18 protein-coding genes and 1 pseudogene are annotated in these 23,798 nt (G+C 71.2%); 11 read left to right on the top strand and 8 right to left on the bottom strand.

All coding sequences use genetic code 11. The annotated features are described in order from the left end of the window. Positions 1-155 precede the first annotated feature (155 nt). Positions 156-434, bottom strand: coding sequence for a hypothetical protein (locus B4N89_RS37425; RefSeq protein WP_078981015.1), 279 nt, complete (start codon positions 432-434; stop codon positions 156-158). A 117-nt stretch (positions 435-551) separates the two neighbouring features. Next, positions 552-755, bottom strand: a complete 204-nt coding sequence (locus B4N89_RS37420) for a CGNR zinc finger domain-containing protein (RefSeq protein ID WP_235619177.1) — start codon at positions 753-755, stop codon at positions 552-554. On the opposite strand from B4N89_RS37420, the gene B4N89_RS37415 reads away from it, so the two are divergent. The 4 genes and pseudogenes from B4N89_RS37415 (at position 754) to B4N89_RS37400 (ending at position 5,366) form a co-directional block, all read left to right on the top strand. Then, positions 754-1,029: an MFS transporter gene (locus B4N89_RS37415; protein WP_107504205.1), complete on the top strand. Its 276-nt coding sequence runs from the start codon at positions 754-756 to the stop codon at positions 1,027-1,029. The genes B4N89_RS37420 and B4N89_RS37415 overlap by 2 nt on opposite strands. A gap of 26 nt (positions 1,030-1,055) precedes the next feature. Further along, positions 1,056-2,282: a sensor histidine kinase gene (locus tag B4N89_RS37410; RefSeq protein ID WP_078981566.1), complete on the top strand. Its 1,227-nt coding sequence runs from the start codon at positions 1,056-1,058 to the stop codon at positions 2,280-2,282. After that, on the top strand, positions 2,279-2,944 hold the full coding sequence (locus tag B4N89_RS37405) for a response regulator (protein WP_078981013.1): 666 nt from the start codon (positions 2,279-2,281) through the stop codon (positions 2,942-2,944). The genes B4N89_RS37410 and B4N89_RS37405 overlap by 4 nt, the downstream gene beginning before the upstream one ends. 254 nt (positions 2,945-3,198) lie before the next feature. Next, positions 3,199-5,366 (top strand): annotated as a pseudogene (locus B4N89_RS37400) (MMPL family transporter). A gap of 112 nt (positions 5,367-5,478) precedes the next feature. Here the strand turns inward: B4N89_RS37400 and B4N89_RS37395 are convergent. Both B4N89_RS37395 and B4N89_RS37390 read right to left on the bottom strand, forming a co-directional pair. Then, positions 5,479-6,339: an alpha/beta fold hydrolase gene (locus tag B4N89_RS37395; RefSeq protein ID WP_078981012.1), complete on the bottom strand. Its 861-nt coding sequence runs from the start codon at positions 6,337-6,339 to the stop codon at positions 5,479-5,481. After that, positions 6,336-6,893 carry a TetR/AcrR family transcriptional regulator C-terminal domain-containing protein gene (locus B4N89_RS37390; protein WP_235619176.1) on the bottom strand — a complete coding sequence of 186 codons (558 nt, stop codon included), beginning with the start codon at positions 6,891-6,893 and terminating at the stop codon, positions 6,336-6,338. Before B4N89_RS37390 ends, B4N89_RS37395 begins: the two co-directional genes overlap by 4 nt. Positions 6,894-7,107: 214 nt before the next feature. Between B4N89_RS37390 and B4N89_RS37385 the strand changes: the two genes are divergently transcribed. Beyond that, positions 7,108-8,520: an amidase gene (locus B4N89_RS37385; protein WP_078981010.1), complete on the top strand. Its 1,413-nt coding sequence runs from the start codon at positions 7,108-7,110 to the stop codon at positions 8,518-8,520. 244 nt (positions 8,521-8,764) lie between these two features. After that, entirely contained in the window at positions 8,765-10,276 is a 1,512-nt protein-coding gene (locus B4N89_RS37380) for an MFS transporter (RefSeq protein WP_078981009.1), read from the top strand. A 482-nt stretch (positions 10,277-10,758) separates the two neighbouring features. Here the strand turns inward: B4N89_RS37380 and B4N89_RS37375 are convergent, their stop codons facing one another. Continuing rightward, positions 10,759-11,298, bottom strand: a complete 540-nt coding sequence (locus B4N89_RS37375) for a carboxymuconolactone decarboxylase family protein (RefSeq protein ID WP_078981008.1) — start codon at positions 11,296-11,298, stop codon at positions 10,759-10,761. A gap of 155 nt (positions 11,299-11,453) precedes the next feature. On the opposite strand from B4N89_RS37375, the gene B4N89_RS37370 reads away from it, so the two are divergent. Continuing rightward, positions 11,454-12,077 carry a MarR family winged helix-turn-helix transcriptional regulator gene (locus tag B4N89_RS37370; protein WP_078981007.1) on the top strand — a complete coding sequence of 208 codons (624 nt, stop codon included), beginning with the start codon at positions 11,454-11,456 and terminating at the stop codon, positions 12,075-12,077. Between the two features lie 50 nt (positions 12,078-12,127). Here the strand turns inward: B4N89_RS37370 and B4N89_RS37365 are convergent, their stop codons facing one another. Further along, positions 12,128-13,102 (bottom strand): helix-turn-helix domain-containing protein, encoded by a 975-nt coding sequence (locus tag B4N89_RS37365; RefSeq protein ID WP_078981006.1) that lies wholly within the window; start codon positions 13,100-13,102, stop codon positions 12,128-12,130. On the opposite strand from B4N89_RS37365, the gene B4N89_RS37360 reads away from it, so the two are divergent. Continuing rightward, entirely contained in the window at positions 13,101-15,242 is a 2,142-nt protein-coding gene (locus B4N89_RS37360) for a WD40/YVTN/BNR-like repeat-containing protein (protein ID WP_235619175.1), read from the top strand. The two genes, B4N89_RS37365 and B4N89_RS37360, sit on opposite strands and share 2 nt — an antisense overlap. A 270-nt stretch (positions 15,243-15,512) precedes the next feature. Here B4N89_RS37360 and B4N89_RS37355 read toward each other — a convergent pair whose 3' ends face one another. Both B4N89_RS37355 and B4N89_RS53505 read right to left on the bottom strand, forming a co-directional pair. Continuing rightward, positions 15,513-16,880 carry a glycoside hydrolase family 18 protein gene (locus B4N89_RS37355; protein ID WP_078981005.1) on the bottom strand — a complete coding sequence of 456 codons (1,368 nt, stop codon included), beginning with the start codon at positions 16,878-16,880 and terminating at the stop codon, positions 15,513-15,515. Positions 16,881-18,366: 1,486 nt separating this feature from the next. Beyond that, positions 18,367-18,576 (bottom strand): hypothetical protein, encoded by a 210-nt coding sequence (locus tag B4N89_RS53505; protein ID WP_414646462.1) that lies wholly within the window; start codon positions 18,574-18,576, stop codon positions 18,367-18,369. Positions 18,577-18,717: 141 nt separating this feature from the next. On the opposite strand from B4N89_RS53505, the gene B4N89_RS50255 reads away from it, so the two are divergent. The 3 genes from B4N89_RS50255 (at position 18,718) to B4N89_RS50900 (ending at position 23,788) form a co-directional block, all read left to right on the top strand. Continuing rightward, a complete protein-coding gene (locus B4N89_RS50255) occupies positions 18,718-18,879 on the top strand; it encodes a hypothetical protein (protein WP_161500953.1) in 162 nt (53 codons plus the stop codon). A gap of 204 nt (positions 18,880-19,083) precedes the next feature. Next, positions 19,084-21,561: a DUF6603 domain-containing protein gene (locus B4N89_RS52045; RefSeq protein ID WP_078981003.1), complete on the top strand. Its 2,478-nt coding sequence runs from the start codon at positions 19,084-19,086 to the stop codon at positions 21,559-21,561. Positions 21,562-21,583: 22 nt separating this feature from the next. Continuing rightward, complete coding sequence (locus tag B4N89_RS50900) at positions 21,584-23,788, top strand: hypothetical protein (protein WP_201261100.1); 2,205 nt, start codon at positions 21,584-21,586, stop codon at positions 23,786-23,788. The last annotated feature ends 10 nt before the right edge of the window (positions 23,789-23,798 follow it).

The raw sequence follows: 23,798 nt of genomic DNA, 5'->3' as shown, positions 1-23,798 counted from the left end.
CGCTGCTTGCGGGCAGGTCGAATCGGTGCCGTCCCCACCGCATGTGGTGGCGGTGGGGACGGTGTCCGAGTGGCGGTGGCACGGCCCGGTTCGGGACCGACGGGTCTCGGTGCGTGGCGGGGGTGCCCGGGTATCGCGGGTTCAGTGCTTGAGGGCTACTTCACCCACAGTTCGTAGTTCTCGAACTGGCCCCCGCCGGTGCACTGGTAGGTCGACCAGCGATGGGCGTTGATCCCCTGGTTGCCGGTGTCGTTGCACGCACTGGCCCAGTAGTAGTCGGTGATGTAGGTGTAGCCGGGGCTGGCCGGCGGGTGACACGGGTGGTCGCAGGCGACCGTCGCGGGGGCGGCCTGGGCGGGAGCCGCGCCCAGCACGGTGCCGGTGAGGATGGCGCCACCGGTGGCGAGACCGAGTACGAAGTTGCGGAGACGCATGATGATGTCCCTTCGAAGCACGATGTGTGGACATCCCGTACACGGTCGGTGACGGCTCCTGGTATGACGCAAATGGTGTGACCTGCGTCACATTGTTTGGTTCGTGCGATAGCGTCTTCATGTGGGGTCGTTCGTGTGGCGGGCGCGAAACGCTGCTGCCTTGACCCGGTTTTGGCAGGCCGTGGAGCAGAACTGGCGGCCGGCGTTGCGTGAGGTGTCCACATAGGCCCGGTCGCAGCGCGGGGCTCCGCAGAGCCCGAGGCGTAGGAGTCGTCGGCGCCGTGGAAGTGCACCTGCCAGGGTTCGCCGGGTGCTGATCATGTGCCGGGTCTACGCGCTCGTCACCGACCTGGCCCCATCGACCGGAAGCGGCCGGTACCTGGCCGTCTTCGGCACCGGTTGGGGCATTGCCGCGACCCTCGCCCCCCTGTGCGGCACCCAACTCCTCGCCCGCACGGGAGCGATCGCGCTGTGGTCCACGATGGCCGCCCTCTGCCTGCTCCTCGCCGCGACGCACCTCCGCACGACGCCGCGACCCCCGGCGCTCCACCGTCCCTCGAAGCCGACCAGCCCCGGAGAACCCGACAGCGCGTAGGAGTTGCCGGCCCTATGCTGCCGATCATGGGGAGTCTTTGGCGAATACCCGCATGGGTGCCGCGCGGTGCGGCCGCCGGGGCCCTGGGTACGGCGGTCGTCGGCGTGTTCGTGGTGGTGTTCACGATCGTGGACATGGTGCCGATGGACGGATCGGACGCGCTGGGCCTGGTGCCGGTCTTCGCCGCGTGCGCCGCGCTGTTCGTCCGGCGGGAGTACCCCGTCACGGTGCTGCTGCTGACCCTGCTGGCGTCGGGGGTGTACTACCCGTTCGTGGTGGCGGACGGGCCGCTGTTCGTGACCTTCGCCGTGGCCCTGTACAGCGCGGCGGCGCGCGGGCGGCTGGTGATCGCCATCATCGTCGGCGCCGGTTTCGCCACCGCCGTCGGCGTCGCCGAACAGCGCAGCGGTGAGAACCATCTCGACGACGCCGCGCTGTTCCTGATGTTCGGCTGGATCGTCGCGGTGATCGCGATCGGCGGGATGCTGCACAACCGCAATGCGTACCTGGCCGAGGCGCATCGCCGCGCGGAGGAGGCGGAGCACACCCTGGAGGCGGAGGCCCGGCGCCGGGCGGTCGAGGAACGACTGCGCATCGCACGAGAGTTGCATGACGTGCTGGGCCACCACCTGTCACTGATCAACGTGCAGTCCGGGGCCGCGCTGCACGGTTTCGCGCGTGCTCCGGATCGGGCCGAGCAGGCGCTCGACGCGATCAAGCGGACCAGCCGCGACGCGCTGCGCGAACTGCGCGAGACACTCGGCGTGTTGCGGCAGGTGGACGAGGAGGCGCCGACCGCGCCCGCCCCCGGCCTGGCCGCGCTCGACGAGCTGATCGCGCACATGGCTCGGGCGGGTATCGGGGTGCGCCTGGAACTCCCCGACGGCTCGCCGCCCTTGCCGCCGGCGGTGGACCTGGCCGCGTATCGGATCGTGCAGGAGGCGCTGACGAACGTGACCCGGCACTCGGGGGCGGCGTCGGCCGTGGTGCGGATCGAGTTCGAGGAGAGGCGGGTACGAGTGCGGATCGACGACGACGGGCGGGCCGGCGCGGGGGGTTCCCGGGACGGCCGCGACGCGGAGCGGCCGGAGGACACCCGTGGCGCGGCGGGCGGACCCGGCGGCGGAAGCGGGGTCGCGGGCATGGGAGAACGGGCCCGAGCCCTGGGCGGCGAGTTCGAGGCCGGCGCGCGACCGGGCGGCGGGTACCGGGTCAGCGCCACGCTGCCGCTGCGTCGGGAGGGCGCCGCGTGATCCGGGTGTTGCTCGCGGACGACCAGGCGTTGGTCCGCGCCGGCCTGCGCTGGATCCTGGACAACGAGGACGACATCACGGTGGTCGGCGAGGCCGCCGACGGCACGGAGGCGGTGGCGCTCGCGGGCGAACTGCGGCCGGACGTCGTGTTGATGGACATCCGGATGCCGCGACTGGACGGCCTGGAGGCAGCCCGACGGATCATCGCCGACGAACTGCTCGCGGAGGTGCGGGTCGTCATCCTGACCACCTTCGACCTGGACGAATATGTGTACGGCGCACTGCGCGCGGGCGCGAGTGGCTTCCTGGTCAAGGACACCGAACCGGTCGAATTGATCCACGGCGTACGCGTGGTCGCCCGCGGCGACGCGCTGATCTCGCCGACGATCACCCGTCGGCTGATCGCCGAGTTCGCCGGCCGGGTTGCGCCGCCGGAACCGGACCCCCGGGTCCAGGCGTTGACCGATCGCGAACGTGAGGTGATGACCCTGGTCGCGGGCGGGTTGTCCAACGACGAGATCGCGGCCCGGCTGGTGTTGAGCCCCGCGACGGCCAAGACACACGTGAGCCGGATCATGACCAAGACCGCGGTCCGCGACCGCGCTCAACTCGTGGTGCCGGCCTACGAGTCGGGGATGGTGACGCCCGGCCGGCCGAGCTGATTCGGATCCGGTCGGCGTGCGATTCGTCGGCCGATCGAGGGCCGGGGGTCGGCCGGCGGCGACCCACAACCGTGGGTGTACACCAAACGCAACCGTGGGGGTATCCGCCGCCGCGACGGGCCCACCGGGGGCGTCCGGCCGTACCGTGCCCGCGCAGGACGCCCGGCGCCCGCCCCGCCGAGAGGCTTGTGGACAAGAGACACCACGTCCCCAAGCCCCGCACGCGGATCGAGGAAACAGTGCCCGAGACCCCGATGTCCTATCCCCCGCCCGGCGCCGACCCCGGCGCGCCGACACCGCCACGCACCGACCGTCCGAGTGTGTTCGAGCGCATCGCCGGTTGGGCGCACCGGCGTCGCAAGGCGGCCCTGCTGACGTGGGTCGCGGTGCTGATCGCGGTCAGCGGCGTCGCGATGGCGATCGGCAGCGATTTCCACAACGACTTCTCGCTCCCGGGCACCGAGTCGCAGCAGGCCGCCGACACGCTGAAGCGGCACGGCGCCACCCAGGCCGGCGACAGCGTACAGATCGTCGTGCACGACAAGGCGCCGGTCTCGGCGCCCGCCACCCGGGAACGGGTCGAGCGCATGCTCGGCGCGGTGCGCGAACTCCCGCACGTGGCCGAGGTACGCAGCCCGTACGACGACGCGAACGCCGTCTCGCGCGACGGACTGACCGCGTACGCCACGGTCACCCTGGACGGCGTCGGCACGGACGTGCCCAAGGACGCGGTGACCCGGATCATCGACACCGCGCAGGCCGCCGAGACGCGCGACGCGACGCTGCGGGTCGAACTCGGCGGTGACCAGATCCGCGGCGCCCAGGAAGGCGGCGGCGGCGCGGCCGAGGGCGCGGGCATGCTCGGCGCGCTGGTCGTCCTGGTGTTCCTGTTCGGCTCGCTCGTGGCCGCCGCCGTACCGCTGTCGACCGCCGTCTTCGCGGTGGGCAGCACCCTCGGCCTGGTCGTCCTCGCCTCCCACCCGGCCGACATCGCCGACTTCACACCGCCGGTGATGATGCTGGTGGGCCTGGGCGTCGGGGTGGACTACGCGCTGCTCATCTTCTCCCGCTACCGCGCCGAACTGCTGCGCGGCGCGGACGCCGAACAGGCGACCCGGCGCGCCCTGGACACCGCCGGCCGGACCGTGTTCTTCGCCGCCTGCACGGTGATCATCGCGCTCCTCGGTCTGGTCACACTGGGCCTGGGATCGCTGCGCGGTGTGGCGCTCGCGGTCGCGCTGACCGTACTGATGACCATGCTCGCGTCGTTGACCCTGCTGCCCGCGCTGCTCGGCCTGTTCGGCAAGCGCATCCGGCGCAACGTCGAGCGCCGGGCGGCCAAGCGCAAGGTCGTCGAGGGCACCCGCCGGCGTTCCTGGGCCGACCGGGTGCAGCGCCGTCCGTGGCTCGCGCTGATCGTCCCGGTCGTCGCGCTGGTCGGCCTGGCCGCACCCGCGGTCGACATGCGCCTCGGCTTCGCCGACGCCGGCAACGACCCGGCCGCCAAGACCAGTCGACAGGCGTACGACCTGCTCGCGGACGGGTTCGGACCCGGCTTCAACGGGCCGCTTTTCGTGGTCGTCGACGGCGACGCCGGCGCGGCGGAGCAGACCCGAGGCACGCTCGTGGGCACGCCCGGGATCGCCGCGGTGAGCCCGATCCTGCCGTCCCGCGACCCGCGGGTGTCCACGGTGATCCCCTACCCGACGTCCGCGCCCCAGGACGAGGCGACCACCAGGCTGGTCGAGCACCTGCGCGAGGACGTCATGCCGGGCGTGGAACACGGCACCGGTGCCACCGTCCTGGTCGGCGGCGGAACCGCCGCCGTCGAGGACTTCGCGACCAAGGTCGCCGACCCCTGCCGCTGTTCGTGGCGATCGTGGTGGGCCTGTCGTTCGTGTTGCTCCTGCTGGTCTTCCGGTCGATCCTGGTGCCGCTGAAGGCCGCGCTGCTGAACCTGCTCAGCATCGGTGCGGCGATGGGCGTGATCACGCTGGTGTTCCAACACGGCATGTTCGGTGTGCAGGAGGGCCCGATCGAGGCGTTCATCCCGGTGATGATCTTCGCGATCGTGTTCGGGCTCTCGATGGACTACGAGGTCTTTCTGCTCGCCCGAGTGCACGAGGAGTGGCAGCGCACCCGGGACGCCGGTCACGCGGTGCGCGAGGGGCTGGCCACCACCGGCAAGGTGATCACCGCGGCGGCGGCCATCATGATCGTGGTGTTCGGCGCCTTCGTGCTGAGCGAGGACCGCATGCTGCAGCAGTTCGGCCTCGGCCTGGCGGTCGCGATCCTGCTCGACGCGCTGGTGATCCGCTGCCTGATCGTGCCGGCCGTGATGCGACTGTTCGGCGCCCGGGCCTGTTGGCTCCCGCGCCCGCTGGACCGCGCACTGCCGCGCATCGCCCTCGAACACGACTGACCCACGAGGCGTTCCGCACACCGTTCGGCCGGCGGTGGCGGTGAAGGACCCCATCCTTCACCGCCACCGCCTTGCGTACGGCGTGCGGTCGACCGACGAGTTCGGCCGGGTGTCAATCGATGAGGGCGTGCCACAGCGGGGTCGGGTCGGTGAGGGCGAAAAGGTGGCCGGCTTCGGGGAGGATGCGGAGGTCGGCCTCCGGGAGCCGTGCGTGGAGCCAACGGGCCACGCCCACCGGCACGTTCGCGTCGAGATCGCCGTGCACGATCGTGGTCGGCGCGGTGATCGTGGCGAGCGGGTCGGGCAGCGCCCGGTGGTAGCGGCGCATGTCGGCCACGGCCGCCCCGGGCCCCTGGCGCAGTGCCGCCTCGGCGTCGCGGGCCGTCGACGCGCGGATCGCCGGGTCGTTCAGGGCGAGCCGGTCGGACTCCGGCAACCCGTTCGGTGGTTTCGCCGGGTCCGTCGCGGCCGAGGACCGCCGGGCGAGGAGTATGCCCAGCAGGCCCGGTACCCGCCGGGCCAGCCAGTAGGCGAGGGTCACCACGGGGAGCCGGCCCCGGGTGGCGGAGGCGGGGGCGCCCGGGACCATTCCGCAGGCCACGACCAGGTGTTCGATCCGGTCGGGCGCGCGCTGCGCGACGGCGAGCGCGTAGCCGGCGCCGCCCGAGATGCCGATCAGCGACGCCCGGTCGAGTTCGAGCGCGTCGAGCAGCGCGCCGAAGTCGCCGTCCCACGCGTGGAAATCGTCGATGTCGACGGGATCGGTCTCTCCGAACCCCGGCCGGTCGGGGCAGATCAACCGGACTCCGGCCGCGGCTGCCGAGGCGTCGAGCGTGAGGGCCTGGAAGCGGCTGCCCGGAGTACCGTGCGCGACGATCGCGGGGACGCCGGTGGGGTCGCCGTAGACGCAGTAGGCGATGCGCCGCCCGCCGGGCGCCGGGGCGAATCGGGTCGGCGGCGCGGATATCGTCACGCCCGCCCCCGCGGGTGTCCCGCCGGGTTCGCCGGTCGTCCCTCGGCGATCGTGGACTCGATTCCGGTGATCAGGAGTTCGAGGCCCTGGCGGAAACGTTCGGCGTAGTCGTGGTACCGGGCGAAGACCGACACCGCCTGCCGCTCGGGCGACGCGTCGTAGTGTTCGAGTTCGCCTCGACCGAGCCGGATCGCGACATGCCCCGTGACGAAGTCGTGGACGGCGGCGTATGCGTACGCGGCGCGCTCCTCGTCCAGCCCCGCCGTGCGCAACACGCCCGCGACGCGGTGTGCGACCGCGTCCGCGCCCGGTGCGTCGAGGGCGGCCCTGCGGTGTGCCTCCAGGACCAGCGGGTGGCGCATCAGCAACGCGCGCAGCTCCTCGGCGAAGACCCGCACGACGCCCTGCCAGTCGTCGGGCCACACGATCGATCGGGTCACCCGACCGACCACCTCCGAGACCATCGTGTGGCGCAGGGCCTCGATGCCGCCCGTCGTGCGATGGATGGCCATGGGCGACACGCCCAGCCGGTCACCCAGTACACGAAACGACACGGCGTCGAGTCCACGGTCGTCGGCGATCTCGGTCGCGGCGCTCAGGATCGCCTCGAGCGATACGGCCCTGGGTCGACCCGGCTTCGCCGCCTCCGGTGCGCCGTCCGGTGAACTGGAGGAGGCACCTGCTGAACCCGCTGAACTCGGCATTGACGATTCCATGAAGAGACCCTAACAATACGCGTAACGAAACGCCAAGCGAGGTGCGCTGCGCATGTCTGAATTTCACGAACTATCGGCCCTGGACCTCGGTTCCGTCATCGCCTCCGGAGAAACCTCACCGGTGGACGTCGTGGACCATTTCCTCCGGCGCGCCGCCGAGGCGGACACGGTCGGGGCATTCACCACGATCGCCGGCACACACGCCAGGGAATCGGCACGCCGGGCCGAACGAACCCTGCGCGACCGGCGCGACGAGCCGCTGCCCGCGCTCTTCGGAGTGCCCATCGGCATCAAGGACCTCGAGGAGACGCGCGGAATTCGCACCACCCTGGGCAGCAGGGTGTTCCAGGACTGGATCCCGGACGCGGACGGCGAAATCGTCACCATGCTTCGGGCCGGCGGCCTCATCGACATCGGCAAGACCACGGTGCCCGAGTTCGGCGCGGCCTGCTACACCGAGCCCGACATCGCCCCGCCCGCGCGCAGCCCGTTCGACCTCGCGTGCGGCGCCGCCGGCAGCAGCGGCGGCGCGGCGGCGTCGGTGGGCGCACGATTGGTGCCGCTCGCGCAGGGCAGCGACACCGCCGGGTCGTTGCGGTCCCCGGCGAGCGTCTGCGGCGTGATCGGCCTCAAGCCGAGCCGGGGCCTGATCACCACCGGCCCCGACCGCGGCGACAACATGGGCCTGTCGGCGCGCGGACCACTGGCCAGGACCGTACGCGACACGGCCGCACTCCTGGACGTCCTGGCCTCGCGGCCCGGCGCGAACACCGTGCATCCCCCGGCGCCTTCGGCCGGCGGCTACCGGGCGGCCTGCGACGGGCCGTTGCCACGCCTGCGGATCGCGGTCGCGCACGGGTCGATCTCCGGTGGCCCGGTGGCCGCCGAGTCGGCGGAGGCGGTCACCCGTACCGGGCTGCTGCTCGAATCCCTCGGGCACACCGTGCTGCGTCGCGACCAGGCCGAGGACCCGGTGTTCACCGAGTCGTTCACCCTGGCCTTCGCGTCCCTCGCCGGCAGCCTGCCGCTGCCGCCGGGCGCGGAGCCCCTGCTGCGCCCGATCGTCCGGCATCTGCGCGCGATCGCGACCCGGACCACGGCGGCCGAACTGGCCGCGGCACTCGGCACGTTGCAGGCGCGGGCCCGAGCGTGGACGCTCGACCACGCCGACGTGGACATCGTGATCACCCCGACCATCACCCGCCCGACACAGGCCCTCGGCGAACTGCGCGACGACGCGGACCCGGCGGGCGAACTCGCCGCGATGACGGCCTTCACCGGAAACACCATCCTCGCGAACGCGACCGGTTTTCCGGCCCTGAGCCTGCCCGTGGAGTGGAGTGCGCGAGGCATGCCGATCGGCGTGATGTTCACGGCGGGGTGGGGGCGGGACGACACGTTGTTGCGGCTGGCGGCGGAGGTCGAAGAGGCCGCCCCTTGGGCGGAGCGCTACCCGAACATCTGAATCGAAGTCGGCACCGGATTCCAGATGATCCGAGACAACCCCTGTGTTCTCGGTGCCATCCGCCCGCGCGGGCGACCACGCGGGTTCATTTGGCGTATCCGGATACTCGCGTGAATTCCGTTCGGATCGGGATTCGGATCCGGTCCGGATCTCGCGTGGATCTCGCGTGGATTCCCGTTCGGATTCCCGTGCGTATCCGCCCGGATCCCGGGTGGATCGGGCAAAGAGAAATGAGACGCACGCAATGACACGCTCCGCCTCCGCCGGAACGGCCGACACCCCGTCCGGAAGACGCGCCACCTTCCTGCTCATCGCGTTGGCCGGCACCGCGATGGCCGTCGCGGCGCTGGAGAGTCTGATTCTCCCCGCGCTGCCGATGTTGCAGAGCGATCTGGACATCAAGCCCGCCAAGGCCGCGTCGTGGGCGGTCGCGCTGACCGTCAGCGCCGCCGTCTCGACCCCTCTGGCCGGCAGCCTCGCCGATCTCCACGGTCCGCGCCGGACCATGGCGGGCGTACTGTTCCTGGTCAGCTGCGGTGGACTCGTATCGGCCACGGCGCATTCCTACACGATGTTCCTGGTCGGTCAGATCCTGATGGGCACCGGCACGGGAGTCATCCCGATCGGCTTCGTGGTGCTGCGTTCGCTGTACGCTCCCGACCGGTTGAAGGCGCCGATGGGCATGTTCATGGCGGCGATCACGGCGGGCAACTGCGCGGGCGTGCTGTTCGCCGGCCCGATCGCAGATTCGCTGTCCCGGGCCTGGATGTACATGCTCCCGACCCTGAGTGCGGTGGCCGGGGGCGTGCTGTTCCACCTGACCGCCGCCGGGCTGCGGACGTCGGTGTCCGAGGAGACGGGGCCGGGCGGGAAGGCGGGTCGGTCCCGGGTCGACTGGCCCGGTGCGGCGGCCCTCGCCGTCGGTCTGGCGCTGCTGTTCATCTGGCTCGACCGCGCGCCCAAGGACGGCTGGGGCGCCGCGACGAGCCTGGCCCTGGTGGCGTCGGCGGTCGTGGTCCTCGTTGGATGGGTGTTCGTGGAGAACCGGGTCGAACATGCGATGGTGGCACCGGTACTGCTCCGGAGGCGCGGTATCTGGGGTCCGGTGAGCGTCGGCGTGGCGCAGGGCTGGACCTACAGCATGGTCGTCTACCTCGTCCCGCAACTCCTGGCCCTGCCGAAGGCCACGGGCCTGGGGCTCGGCGCGAATGCCTCCGAGATCGGCTACTACCTCTGTGTGGCTCTGGCCGCGGCGGTGCTGAGTTCACCGCTCGCCGGCCTCGTGGCCCGACACGTGGGCAGCCGGGTCGTCGCCGGTGTGGGCATGCTGTCGCTCGCGGCGGGCACGCTGACCCTGGCCTATCACCACCAGCCATGGCAGATTGTCTGCGGACTGGTGCTGACCGGGATCGGCGCGGCGGCCGGCTCGACGGCGATCTTCGTCGTGGCGGCCTCGGCCGTGGCACCCGAACAAGTGGGTGTCGCGACCGCCTTGATCACCGTCGCCCGGGCGCTCGGCGGAGCCGTCGGGACCCGGATGGCCGCGTTGATCATGACCCACAACCCGATACTCGTTCCTGGTGGACCGCCCTCCGACGACGGCTTCCGGATCGCATATCTGACCGCCATGGGCATCGCGGTGGCCGCCCTCGGCCTGGTGTTCGCCTTCCCCCGCGACGCCCCGCGACGACCGGCCCGACCACGGGTACGAGTGCCCGCCGCCGCGTCCTCGCTCCCGGACGGCCCACCCGCGTAGCGCGCCCGATCCCGGCGTGGCCTCGTGTCGGCGATCTCGGTGCGCAGTTGATCGTCCCGACTCGTCGCGACGAGGGACTCGTGGCGCAGGAGCAGGTCCGGATCGTGTGCGCCGCCCGCACACGGTGAGCGCAGGATCGATTCGACGACCTCCGCCGGGTCTTCCCGGGTCAGGGCCTCGCCGACCCGGTCGAGAGAGAACATCCGGATCCGGCCCGCCGCGGCGATGCGCCGGAGTTCGCCGATGCTTCCCACGCGGTAATGGATCACGCCGGTGTTCACGCCCGCGCGTTCCGCGACCCGCCTGCTGGTAGAGATCTGTCCGCCCGTCGGATCGGACGATCGTCCAAATCGACCGCGCCGACCCCGGACGCGGCGGTGCCGCCCCGCTTGGGCGGGGCGGCACCGTTCGGGTCGCCTGTCGGTTCGGCCGGCACGGTCGGGGCCGGGGAGCGGCTCCGACCGCCGCGACCGGTTCGGGACTTACGCCGGCAGTGCGACCGGCGGGAAGTCGACCTCGGTGCGGCCGACCGAGTTGAAGTAGTTGGTGAACACGTTGAGCGCGACCGCGCCGATGATCTCGCCGATCTCGCCGTCGTGGTAACCCGCCGCGCGTACGTCGGCGAGTTCGGCGTCGGACACGAAGCCCTTCGTACGCAACACCGCCCGCGCGAAGCGCAGTGCCGCGGCGGCCTTGGGGTCGGATGCCTCTGCGTGGCCGCCCGATGCCAGGTCCGCGTCGTTCACCCCGGCGTTGGCGCCGAGTACGTGGTGCGCGGCGTAGCAGTACTCGCACGCGTTCTCGGCGGCCGAGACCAGCGCGATCTGCTCGCGCAGCGCGCCCGACAGCGAGCCCTTGGAGAGCGCGCCGGCGAAGGAGAGGTAGCCGTCGAGGACGGCGGGCGATACAGCCATCGCCCGCATCATGTTCGGCGTCACGCCGAGGGCGCTCTCCACCTTCGCGAGCAGACGACGGGCATCGGGGGCAGCGGTGGCGGGGTCGACCGTGGACAGACGGGGCATGGCGGTAACTCCTCGACTGGGTACGCGAAACCGGGCCTTCGGTGGCGTGCGCCGAAGGACTGTTGGCAGTGCCAAATATAGTTGGCACTGCCTAGAATGCAAGGGACGGGGCGATCCGGAACGGGAAGAAGACACGAAGGAAGGGCGGCACGCCGATGCACGGACCACCGGGGCTCTCGCCCACCGAGCACCTGCTGCTCGGCCTGACCCGGCTCGGTCAGGCGGTGCGCCTGACGGCCTGGCACAACGGCGGTCCGGCGAGGCTCAGTCCGTTGCAGGCCGACATCCTGCTGTATTTGGCCGCGGATGCCCGGCCGCGCAGGCAGGGCGAGATCGTCAAGGCGCTCGCCTCCACGCCGCCGACGGTCAGTGACGCCATGCGCGCGCTCACCTCGAAGGGCCTCGTCGACCGGCGGCGCGATCCCGTCGACACGCGCGCGGTGACGCTGACCCTGACCGACACCGGTCGGGCGGAGGCGGATCGGCTGAGCGTCATCCCCGTGCCGCTGCGCGAGGCGCTCGACGCGCTGTCGGACGCCGACGTCGCGGCGATGCTGCGCGGAACCACCACGATGATCAGGGTGTTGCAGGAGCACGACGCGATCCCGGTCTCGCGTACCTGCGTGACATGCCGCTTCTTCCGACCGGACGCGCACCCGCAGGACCCGGACCGGCCCCACCACTGCGCGTTCGTCGACGCGCCGTTCGGACCGGGCGAACTACGCGTGGACTGCGCGGACCACGAACCGGCGGACGCCGGACAGGGTGCGGCCGAGTGAGCGGCCGGACGTACTCGGGATCGGCGACGGCCCATCACCCGTGAGCGGGCCTACACCCAGCCGCGCCGCACCGCCTGTACGCCGGCCTGGAACCGGTTCTCCGCGCCCAACTCGTCGAGGAGCACCCGCATTCGCCGGCGCAGGCTCCGGGTGCTGGTGCCCAGCTGCCGGGCGATCGTCTCGTCCTTCAGTCCGGACAGCAGCAGATTCAGGATCCGTCGGTCCTCCGCGTCGAGTGGATCGCCCGCCGACTCGGAGCCGGCGGCGGTGAGTGGAACGGCCTGTGTCCAGAGCCCTTCGAACAGGGCGACCAGGGCGTCGACGAGGGTGGTGCCCCGGATGACGACACTGCGGGTGATGGGCGAGTCGAGATGCAGCGGCAGCAGGGCGATCCGGCGATCGGCGACGGACATCTTCAGCGGGAGGCCGGCGAGGACCCGGGCCTCTTCGCCGGCCTGCGACAGGCCTGCCACGACGTCCAGGTTGCCGGGTATCTCCAACGACTCGGGGGCGTAGATCGTGCGGTACCGAACCCCGCGGCCCAGCAGGGTGTGTTGGAGCGGGTTGCCGTGGGCGAGGACGTACGGCGGCCGGTCCAGACTCATGATCTCCTCGGTGGCCTCCTGCTGGAGCCGGGCGAACCACCTGCCGAGTTCGTCGGCGCTGGTCAGCAGTTCGACGCCCTCGCCGGGGCGGGCGGTCTCGCCGAGCGCGCGGTAGACGGCCTCGAGTTCGGCGGCCGTCTCGGTGACCCTGCCGAGGTCGGCGTGGGCGTTGCGGACCAGGGCGGCGAGCGCGGCGGTGGGGCTGACGGCCGCCCACCGGGTGGGGCGGCCCGAGAGCCGACTGACCAGACCGTGACCGCGCAGCCGGGCGAGGGCCGACTGCAACCTCTCGGCTCCCGAGCCGGTGCGCTCCGCCAAGTCGCGCACGGTGACCGGCGGTCCGGCCAGAACGGTGCGATAGACCCGCTCGTCGAAGGGCGCGACCCCGACGGCGCCGAACACCAACTCGTCATTTTCCATGGCGAGCGAGCATGGCCGATTCCGGCGCCGGCCGCAACCGGCCGGCGGCCACACCTGGCCGATCGTCGCGGGCCGCGACTACAAAGAGCACACCACCGGCCCCATGGGAGACGGAATGTTCAACGCACAGCGTCCACGGTCGAGTTCAGCGAAGGTGTCCCGGCGCCGACTACTCCTGATCGCCACGGTGGCCTTCGGCACCGTTTTCGGCGCGTTCGGCGCGGCGCCCGCCGGAGCGGATCCCGCGGACCCCGCCGACCCACCGACGACCCTGGCCACCCGGGGCAACGAATGGCGGCAGGTCGGCCCGAACGGCAGCGGCGGCAAACTGGCGTTCACCCCCGCCCGGCCCGAACGGGCCTACGTGCAGACCCCGATCGGCAACGTCGTCTTCCGCACCGACGACCGGGGCACCACCTGGCAGCAGAGCAACGCACTGCCCGTGGACGCCACCGACGCCGGCGGCGTCGCGGCCAGCCCGCTCCGGCCCGACGTGGTGTTCGCGGGCGGCGTGGAGAAGGAGCACTGGCGCGGGTACGTGCTGCGCAGCACCGACGCCGGCAAAACGTTCACTCAAGTGCTGGACACCCCGGGCCGGGTCAGCGGCGTCGTGTTCGACCCGGCCGGCGCGCGGCTGTACGCGATGGCCGCCGACGGTGTGCACGTCACCACCGACAACGGCAACACCTGGCGGCTGCTGGCCGGTTCCCCCGCCGACGCGCGGAACCCGAAGTTCACCGGCGGCGACCTGTACTTCACCGCCGGCGCCGACGTCTGGGTGCTCCGCCGGGGCGCGCGTACCCCGGTGAAGCTGCCCCGCCCCGGCTCGACCGGCGCGGGTGTCGACCAGTTCACCGGCACCGGTTCCACCCTGGTCGCCAGGGGCGACCTGCAGGTCGCGCAGGTCTCCACCGACCGCGGCGCGCACTGGCGGGCGCTGCGCGGGCCGTGGGGCACCGACGTGGTGGTCCTGGCCGCGATCGTGGACGGTTCGGGCCGGCTGCACATCCAGGTCAACCAGTCCACCGGCGAGATGCAGCAGTGGGGCAGCCGCGACAACGGCCGCACCTGGCGCCCCGAGGCGGGCCTGGCCCGCATCGACCTGTACGAGAGCACCGGCACGTTCCCCGGACGGCCCGGCACGGACGTGATCTCGGCCGGCGCGGGCATCTACACCACCGACGACCACCAGTCCTTCCGCCGGATCGGCGTGCCCGGCTCCGAGGTGTTGTCGATGACCGTCGCCCAGGGCAAGTCGGGCCCGGCGGTCGTCGCGGGCACCATGACCGGCACCTACCAGTCGACCGCGCCCCTGAAGAGCCGACTGCCGCGCGGGTACCAGGAATGGGGATTCTCCGGCGCCGCGCCGCACACCTTCGGAAACCGGATCGACGGCCTGGCCACCGATCCGTCGAACCCCTCGACGGTGTACCGGGTACGCAACACCTGCACCTCCGAGCAACCCTGCTTCTACCTCGAGAAGTCGACCGACGCGGGCGTGCGGTGGACCATCACCCAGACAGCCGTACCGGGCAAGGCACTCGGCATCGCGGTCAGCCCCAGCGACCCGAAGCGGCTGTACGTCGCCACCCACTCGCCGTCGGCCGTGTACACCAGCAACGACGGCGGTGAGAGCCTCGTCCAGAACGGGCACGACGACCTGGAGGGCTTCACCAGCGTCGCCGTCGACCCCGTCCACCCCGACAGCGCCTGGCTCGGCGGCCCGAACGGGCTGTTCCGCACCACCGACGGCGGCGTCACCCTGACCAAGCTCCTCGACGGCTGGGTGAGCGCGATCGCGCCGAACCCCCGCACTCCGGGCCACGCGATCATCGCCGCCAGGGACGCGATATACGTGACCACCGACGACGGCAAGAACCTGACGAAGGTGGCGGGCGACCTGACCGGTTACCTGGGCTCGCTGGCGTTCACCCCGGACGGCTCGACGGTGTTCGCGGGTTCGCACGAATACCACACCCCGGCGCTCGGGGTGCTCCGCAGCACCGACGGCGGCCGGACCTGGGGCTCCATCACGAAGAACCTGCCGGAACCGTCGGTATCGTCGCTGACCGTATCGGCCGACGGCCGGTGGCTGTTCGCGGGAACGACCTACGGAAGCGTGCACCGTCTGGCGGTGTGACCGGTATACGAACGCGCGCCGCCTCTGCCCGAACTTCGGGGCAGAGGCGGCGCGTTGGCGTTGTCGGAGGATTGCGCACGGTGTCCGCTCCCGGCGGGGCCGGCCGGCCGGCGTGTGCGCGGCCGGTGGCCGCCCCGGAGGGCCCGGGGCGAGCACCGGCAACACCCGATACGAAAACGCTCACCAGCCCCCCGGCCGTACGCCGGCGGCGGCACATCGCCGACTCGGACACAGGTCCCGCACCGGCACTCCCCAACCGCAGCGCAAGCCTCAGTGGCGTCGCAGGCCGCGGTCCAGTGCGCTCACGGCGCTTCCGCGTGAATCGTCGCCGTCCAAGGCCCAGATCATCACGCCGGCCAGGTCGTTCCGGCGCGTGTAGCGGGCCTTGGCGGTGAGGACTTCGGAGTTGTCGAAGCTGTAGAAGGTGTCGCCGTCGTATTTCCACGAGGCGCCGTGGGCGCGGTCGACGTAGGTCCTGCCTGGGCGGGCACCGAGTTCCTTGTAGGTGAGGTCCGGGGCGGTGCCGGTGGCCTTCTGGTAGAGGCCGTTGCGGTCGCCGGCCGGCACGCCGGTCCATCCGTGGCCGTAGAACGGGACGCCCAGGACCGTCTTCCGGGACGGCAGTCCGAGTTGGGCGTAGTGGTCGACGGCCTTGTCGGCGCTGCGTTGGCGGACGTCGGGGTCGGTGGGGTCGGAGTAGAGGTTGGCGTGGTGGTTGGCGGGGCCCTTGGCCTCCCAGGTGCCGTGAAGGTCGTAGGTCATCAGGTTGATGTAGTCGACCGAGGCGGAGACCGCGGGGATCTCCAGGCGGTCGGCGACCACGGAACTGGCCGGAAGGGCAGCGGTCAGCAGGTAGTGCCGGGGCTTGCCGTGGGCCTGGGTCTTGGCCCGCTGTGCGGCGTACTCGTCGAGTTGCCTGCGGAACTCGGCCATCAGCAGGGTGAAGTTGCGGCCGTCCTCGGGGCGCGAGACGTTGCCCTCCGCGCCGCCGCCGCCCGGGTACTCCCAGTCGACGTCGATACCGTCGAAGACACCTTCGGCGGCGCCGGGGCCGCCTTCCGGGGCGCCGTCCAGTTTCGGCACGTTGCCCTTGATGTAGAGGTCGACGCAGGAGGAGACGAACTTCTTGCGTGATTCGTCGGTGGCGGCCGCGTCGGAGAAGTACTTGGACCAGGCCCAGCCGCCGAGCGAGATGACGGTCTTGAGCTGCCGGTTCTCGCCCTTCAGTTTGCGCAGTTGGTTGAAGTGGCCCTTGAGCGCCTGATGGGGCGCGTCGGCCACGCCGTCCACCGACTGGGCGGCGGTGTAGGGACGTTGGTAATCGTCGTAGGCGTAGCCCTGGCCCTCGATGTTGGCCTCGAAACAGGTCCCCTCGGCGGAGACGTTGCCGAACGCGTAGTTGATGATGGTCAGCTTCGCGGCCTGGCCGGTCTCCTGAACACGTTTGGCGGAGCTGTCGGCGCCCCACTGGGTGAAGTAGCCGATCCGCTGGCCTTTCAGCTTCGGCCCCTGGGATCCGTGGCCGGCGGCGTCGAGGGCGTCCGGGGCGTTCGCGGCGGTCGCGGTGGTGGTGGCGGCGGTGGCAAGCAGCACGGCGGCGGTGACGGCCGCGAGCAGACCGGAGGGACGAACGGGCATACACGATCTCCTTGTTCCGGCGATGCGTCCATACGCCAGGGCAGGCGTAGCAATGGTCTAGTCCATTCGGTTCCACGCGGACAAGGGATTCGTTCGGATCGACGCACCATGCAAAACGGCGCCCTGGCGTCCGAGGTCCGTCCCCGGTACGGTCGGTGCGTTTGCATCCAGGGTTCCGCTCTCGCTCGTGCGTCGTCGTGGCACACGGATCGGCGGGAGGTCCGTGACCGAGCGATGCCAGCGTCGGTGGATTCCTCCGGCGTCGCAACTGACGGGACAAAAGCCCTGAGGTCACTTCGTGTCGAGTGATCCGAGGAGACTTCGGTGCCGTCTGCCGGCTGGAATCCCTTCCGCGTCTATCTGCGTGTTCTTCGAACACCCCAGGTGCCCCGTCTGGTGGTGCCGATGTTCATCGGCCGCCTGCCCAACGGCATGTTTCCGCTGGGCGTCGTGTTCGTGTTGCACCGCTCGTCGGGCTCGTACTCGGTGTCCGGCGCGGCGTTGGCCGCGCTCATGCTGGGAACCACCTGTAGTGCCCCGTTCCGGGGACGTGTGGTGGACCGGTGGGGACAGTCCCGCACCCTGATCCCCTTCGTCCTCGTGCAGACCGCGGCGATGGCAGGCTTTCTCGTCGCGGTGTCGACCGAACAGGGCGCATGGGCCCTGCTCCCGCCGATCACCCTTGTGGGCGCCGCGAGTTCGACGCTCGGCGGTTCGATGCGCCGCCTGTGGCCGGTGCTGGTGCGTTCGGACGAGGACCTGCCCGGCGCCTACGCGGTCCAGGCGCTGCTCGAAGACCTCATCTCCGTATCCGGCCCACTGATCGCGTCACTGGTGCTCACGTTCGCTTCGCCGGTGGCCGTTCTGGTCCTCGCCGAGATCGCGGCGTTGATCGGCACCACCGTCTTCGTCCTCGCCGGACCGTCGCGCTCGGTCGGGACGTGTGCCGCTCACGCCCCCGGAGCCCTCGGCGCGTTGAGCGTGCCGGGGATGCGCACGTTGGTGCTGACCCTCGCCGCCGCCGGGATGGTGATCGGGATGTTGTACATCGAGGTTCCCGCGTTCGCGGCCGGCACCGGGAGCGCAACTGCCGGACTGCTCCTGGCCGTCATGGCCGGTGGCAGTATGGTCGGCGGGCTGTGGTACGGCGCGCGCACGTGGGTCTCCGGCGTCGACCGCCGCTACGTGTGGCTCTCGGGCGCCTTTGCCACGAGCGTGGTGCCTCTCGCGTTGGCGCGAACCGCCCTGCACCTCGGCATACTTCTGTTGTTCGTCGGCGCCGCGTACGCGCCCCGGATGATCTCGGCGTATCTCATGCTCGACCACCTCGCACCGCGCGATTCCCCGACCGAGGCGTACACCTGGCTCGTCAGCGCCGGCGCCGCGGGAGTCGCGTCGGGCTCGGCACTGGCCGGCCCTCTGGTGCAACACATCGGCGTCCGGCGGACATTCGTCGTCACCGCACTCTGCGCGGGCACGGGCCACATCATGGCACTAACCGGCCGCACCACCCTGACCCCACCCACCGACGCGCATCCGCGCCCGTGTGCCCGATCCACGCCCGGCGGCGGCGACGCACCGGAACGCAGCGGGTGTGGCCGTTGTGGGGGTGTGGGTCATTCGGGTGCCGGTACAGCCCGGCGACGATCTTCGCCGGAGTGGACTTGCCGGAGCCGTTCTCGCCGACGAGGGCGATGACCTGGCCACGTTCGATGGTCGGGGAGACGGCGTCGACCGCAGGAGGCCGGGAAACGGGGTCACGGTGGGGGGATTTCGCGGCGATCGTCGGCGCTGTCGCGGCGCCGGGTACGCGTTATGCGCGGGACCGCGCTTCGATGTGACGATCGTGGTTTCGGGGCAGGTGATGTCGAATATTCGTGCGGATGAGGGGGAAATCGAAGCCGTCAATTCCGCGCGTGAAAATGCGTCATTGCATCATTCAATCAAGCCAATCGCTATTTGTATGATTGCTTGCCCCCTGGCCGGCACGACAGGTTGATCAATGGCATCGGAAGGTGATCGTCGCGATCTCGCACCGCCCTCGGGTGCCGAACCCTTCGTCGTGATTTCAGGGTGGGTGACGGCTGTGGTGATACAGGTCCAGGCCTTGCGGAAGTTGCTCGACGATATTCGGCCCGGGGGAGTTCTCGATGTCGCGCCGGAACTCCTCGGTCCGGATGCGCCTCTCGTTTTTCCCGACGGCGTGCTGCGCATCGAAAACGTCGTGTGCGACGCCAAGGGGTTGCACGCGGCCGGGCGCGCGGTCACCACCGCCGCCGCCGAACTCCTGCCGGTACGAGTCGACTTCGGCCATGAGGGCGAACAGGTATCCGGTGTACGGGTGCTCGTGGACCTCGGTGGCGCCGGTGGTGCCGGCGGCCTGGTGCTGGTCGACGGAACGCCGAACAGTGACGGACTCCCGCCCGGTGCCTGGCTGGTGACGGGCGATCAGGTCCTGCCGCTGGCCACACCTCCCCGGCGAGCAACCGAATCCCCGTCCGACACCGCACCCGACACCACAACCGACCCCGCGCGCCGCGATGCCCTCGGCCGACCCCTGCCGCCCCGGCGCCACCGCACCCCCGACGAACGACGGCGCAAGCCGAGGGCATTGGTCACCTCACACGGCATCGTCGTCCCCCGCGCCGCGGCCGTCCGCCGCAAGGGCGTCACGACGCTCGACTCGCCGATGGTCCGCGGCTGGTCCCCGCCCGAGCCGCCGCCCGGCGCCAACGGCATCAGCATCAACCTCGAACGCCGTACGTTCCGCCTCGTCGGCGCGCTCACCGCGCTGCCCGCCACCCCGCCGTACAAGACCACCATCGCCGGCCTGCTCATCGTCGGCGCCGGGCCGTTCACCGGCACCGCGATGGGCGCCTACGTCGTCCCCGACGGCGGCACCGATCCGTCGATGTTCGTGTACGCCGCCCTCACCGGTGATCCGCTCATCGGCGCCCCGCCCTTCGAACTCAACGGTGTCTCGGCCGGGTTCGGCTGGAACAGCAAGGTCCGCGTGCCCGCCGCCGAGGCGCTCGCGAGCTTCCCGTTCCTCAAGGCCCTCGACGACCCCGGCTCGATCGGCCACGACGAGGAGGCCACCGATCCCCTCGACGTCCTCGCCACCCTCGTCGGCGGCGGGAGCCTCGCCTGGGTGCAACCCTCCGAAGGCAACGTCTGGATCGCCGCCGGCTTCGCCTTCGGCATCTTCGAACTGATCAAGGGCCGCGCCATGGCCATCGGGCAATTCGGCGACGACCTGGCCATCAGCCTCCTGGGCGCGGGCGGCGCCGAACTGCCCACCAAGAGCGCGAAGAAGATCGCCCGCGTGGAGATCGGCATCGAGGCCACCATCCGCCCCGCCTCCGGTGAACTCAGCCTCGGCGTCGGCCTCACCGAGAACACCTTCGTCATCGACCCGGACTGCAAGGTGCGCGGCGGCGTCGGCCTCAAGGTGTGGTTCGGCGCCAACCCCAACGCCGGAGACTTCGCGTTCATCCTCGGACGCATCCCCGCCGGGCGCGAGGTCCCCGCACGCTATCCCAAGGGAGCCGAAGCCGCGCTCACCTGGGCCCTGGGCTCCACCGTCACCATCTCCGGCAGCGCATACGCCGGGCTCACCCCCAAGTCCCTGATGGCCGGCGGCGCCCTCGAACTCGTCTTCCAGTCCGGCATGTTGCGTGCCTGGCTGATCGCCAAGGTCGACGCCTTCCTCCAGTGGAAACCCTTCTACTTCGACGTCGGTATGAGCGTCCGCGTCGGGGTCTCCGCCACCGTCAAGATCTGGTTCGTCCGGATCAGGATCTCCATCGAGGTCGGCGTCAGCGTACGCGTCTGGGGCCCACCGGTCGGTGGCGAGGCCACCGTCCACCTGTGGTTCATCTCCTTCACCATCGGCTTCGGCAAACCGCGCGACAACACCCCGCCGCCGCTGGACTGGGGCGGCTTCCAGGGCACCCTGCCCGCACCCCAGCACATGGTCCGCTCCACCGCCGGGCCCGGCCTCATCGGCGAAGGCCCCGCCCCCGCCACCCGCAGCGGACGCAAGCCGTGGATCGTGGACAACGCCGGCTTCCGGTTCACCGCCGATACCCAGGTGCCGGTCACCAAGGTCTACCTCGGCAAGACGGGAACCGTGGACGTCGCCGGCGGCGGACCGATCGACATCCTCCCCATGGGGCTCAGGGACCGGCAGAGCGAACTGCGGGTGTGGATCACCTTCAACGGCGACGACGCATACGACCTCATGCGGTGGGGGCGCAAGATCCTCCGCGGACCGGTCCCGCGTGCCCGATGGGGAGACAGTGCCGCCGGCGGCGAACTCATCCCCGACCGGGTGATCGGGATCGACCTCGCCTCACCACCGGTCGACCACGGCACCGACACCGGCTTCATCGACGAAAAGGGCATCTCCTTCGACCAGGTGAGTCCAGCCGGAATCCAGCCCCTCGATCCCGCCGCCGCGCCCGTCGGCCCGGTGCCGCAGCGACCCTCCCGGAGCGTGGTCGAGGCCATCGTCACCGGGGTGAACAGCGATCCCGTCAAGGCCCGCCGCAGTGCCCTCCTCGACGCCGTCGAGACCCTCGGCCTCCTCGACCGCGGCCCCGTCGACACCGACCTCGCCGCGTACAAGTCCGCCGCCGGCACGGCCTTCACCGCCGACCCGATGCTCATCCCGGCCTGAGCCGCCCGTCAGGAGGACCACCGTGACCACCGCACCCGAGACCGGGGCCCGGGACCAGACGCCCCCGGCCACCGCTCACCGCACCCGCTTCTTCGACCACCGGATCCCGTCGCTCCACGCGGGCCGCTACGAGATCCACACCAGGCAACTGCTCCGCGCCACCGACGGCGCCGACCGGCCGCTCGACGGCAAACCCCAGCCCTTCGACGTCATCCAGCCCCGCTTCTCCATCGCCCCCACCGCCGTCAACGCCCGATACCCCGTGCCCGACGCGGTCGGCACCTACAGCGAGGTGCTGCCGCACATCAACCTCGACATCCCCGAACTCCCCTGGTCCCGGCCGCTGGGCGACATCGACGAATACGACGACGGCATCCCCTGGATGGCCCTGTTCGTCTTCCGCCCCGGCGAACTGGACGAAGACCCCGAGGCGGTCGGCGCCGTCACCGTCGACACCGTACGCAGACTGCTCACCGGCGAACACGGCCCCGGCCGCCCGCCGCAACTCGACCCCGACAGCCTGCGCCCCGACGAGTACGACGAGACCTGCGTCAGCATCCACGTCCCCGCCGTTGTCTTCGACCGGGTCAAGCCGCTCCCGGCCGAAATGGCCTACCTCGCCCACGTCCGGGAGGGCGGAAAGCCCGACGCCGTCCGCGCCCGCAGCAACCCCGAACCCGACATCGACCAGCTCAACGCCGTCGTCGTCGCCAACCGATTCCCCGACCAGCGAGGCGGCCTGCACGTCTGTCACCTCGTCAGCCTCGAAGGCCACGACCACGCCCTCACCGAACGCGCTCCCGAGGAAGGTGTTCGGCTGGTCTCCCTCACCTCCTGGACCTTCGAGACCCGACCCGACGACGGCACCGGCTTCGGCGACGTGGTCCAAGGCCTCGCCACCACCGATGGACTGACGCCACGTCAGGACCTGCGCCTGCGCGTCCCGGTCACCGAACCGGGCAACGTGACGGAACATCAACGCGAAGCGCTCGACCGCATCGCCGGCGGCGCGACCACCCTTCCGCAGCGCCTGCCCACCGGGGAACGCACGATCGCCTTCCACCGTGGGCCCTTCACCGCGCTGAAGCCCCAGCCGCTGCCCGACCCCGGCGAAGGCCGCGTACGCCTCGACTCCTCCGGGGAAGCACTCGTCTACCTGGAGAAGTACGGCGTCTTCGACACCTCGTACGCCGCCGCGTTCACCGCGGGACGCACGCTCGCCCTCGCCGACGCCGACTACCGGAAGGCGCTCCTGGAGTTCCGCAGGGCCGCCCGGTTCGCCGTACGCCGCCTCGCCGCCCACCCGGATCCGGTCGGGCGCGCCGTCTCGGCCCGCCACCTCACCGCACCCCTAGCGATCGAGTCCTTCGACCGCATGCTCCGGGACGACGGCGGCGCCCGGCTCGGCCGGGCCGTGCGCGAAGCCCCCGCCGCGCTGCGTGCCGGCCGCCGGCGCACCACGACGCGGGCCGCGCGCACCACCGAGGACGCCGGGTCGCTCCTGGCCGATGCCGGCGTACGGTCCGTCCTCCGCGAAGCGGCCGGTGACGAGTTCGTCGGCGTACGCGGCCGGCTCGACCGGCTGCGCCTGCTGGAGACGACGACCTTCGACAACCTCGTCCCGGACAGCCGCATGTTGCCCCAGGAGAGCATCCGCTTCTTCCACGTCGACCCGCAGTGGATCCGCGCCGCCGTCGACGGGGCCCTGAGCATCGGTGTCGGCCACGCCCTCGACGCCGACCTCAACAGCCTCGCCCTGGAAGGCGGACCGATCCCGGCGTGCGGCGTACTCATTCGCTCGTCGCTGATCCCCGGCTGGCCCACCACCATCCACACCGGGCTGCGCAACGGAGTCGAGGTCGAGCCGCTGCGCACCGCCGTCTACGGCACGGACGTTCGACTCGTGCTCTTCCCCGTGGTGATCGACCGGTTCGAGATCGCCGAACCACCGCGCGGCATCTGCTTCGGCATCGGCAACCTCGGCACCATCGAACTCCGCGAGATCGAGGGCGACGAGATCGGCCATGGGAAGGGCGAGTTCCCGGCGGACCGTGACTTCGGCGCGTACCTCCGCGACCGGGACACGGGAGTGCTCAACATCTGCGGCCCCGGCACGGCCCTGCTGGACGGCCTCGAGGCCGCGCACGGCGGTGTCCGGCTGTCCTCGGCCCGGTTCGCCCTGCAGATGATCCAGGCGCCGCAGGTCCAGTCCTTCATCCGCCCCTGAAAGGAGGCCC

This window comes from Embleya scabrispora (assembly GCF_002024165.1).
Classification (GTDB): Bacteria; Actinomycetota; Actinomycetes; order Streptomycetales; family Streptomycetaceae; genus Embleya; species Embleya scabrispora_A.
The sequence above is the reverse complement of the archived record's forward strand: the minus strand, read 5'-3'. Positions and strand labels throughout refer to the sequence as shown.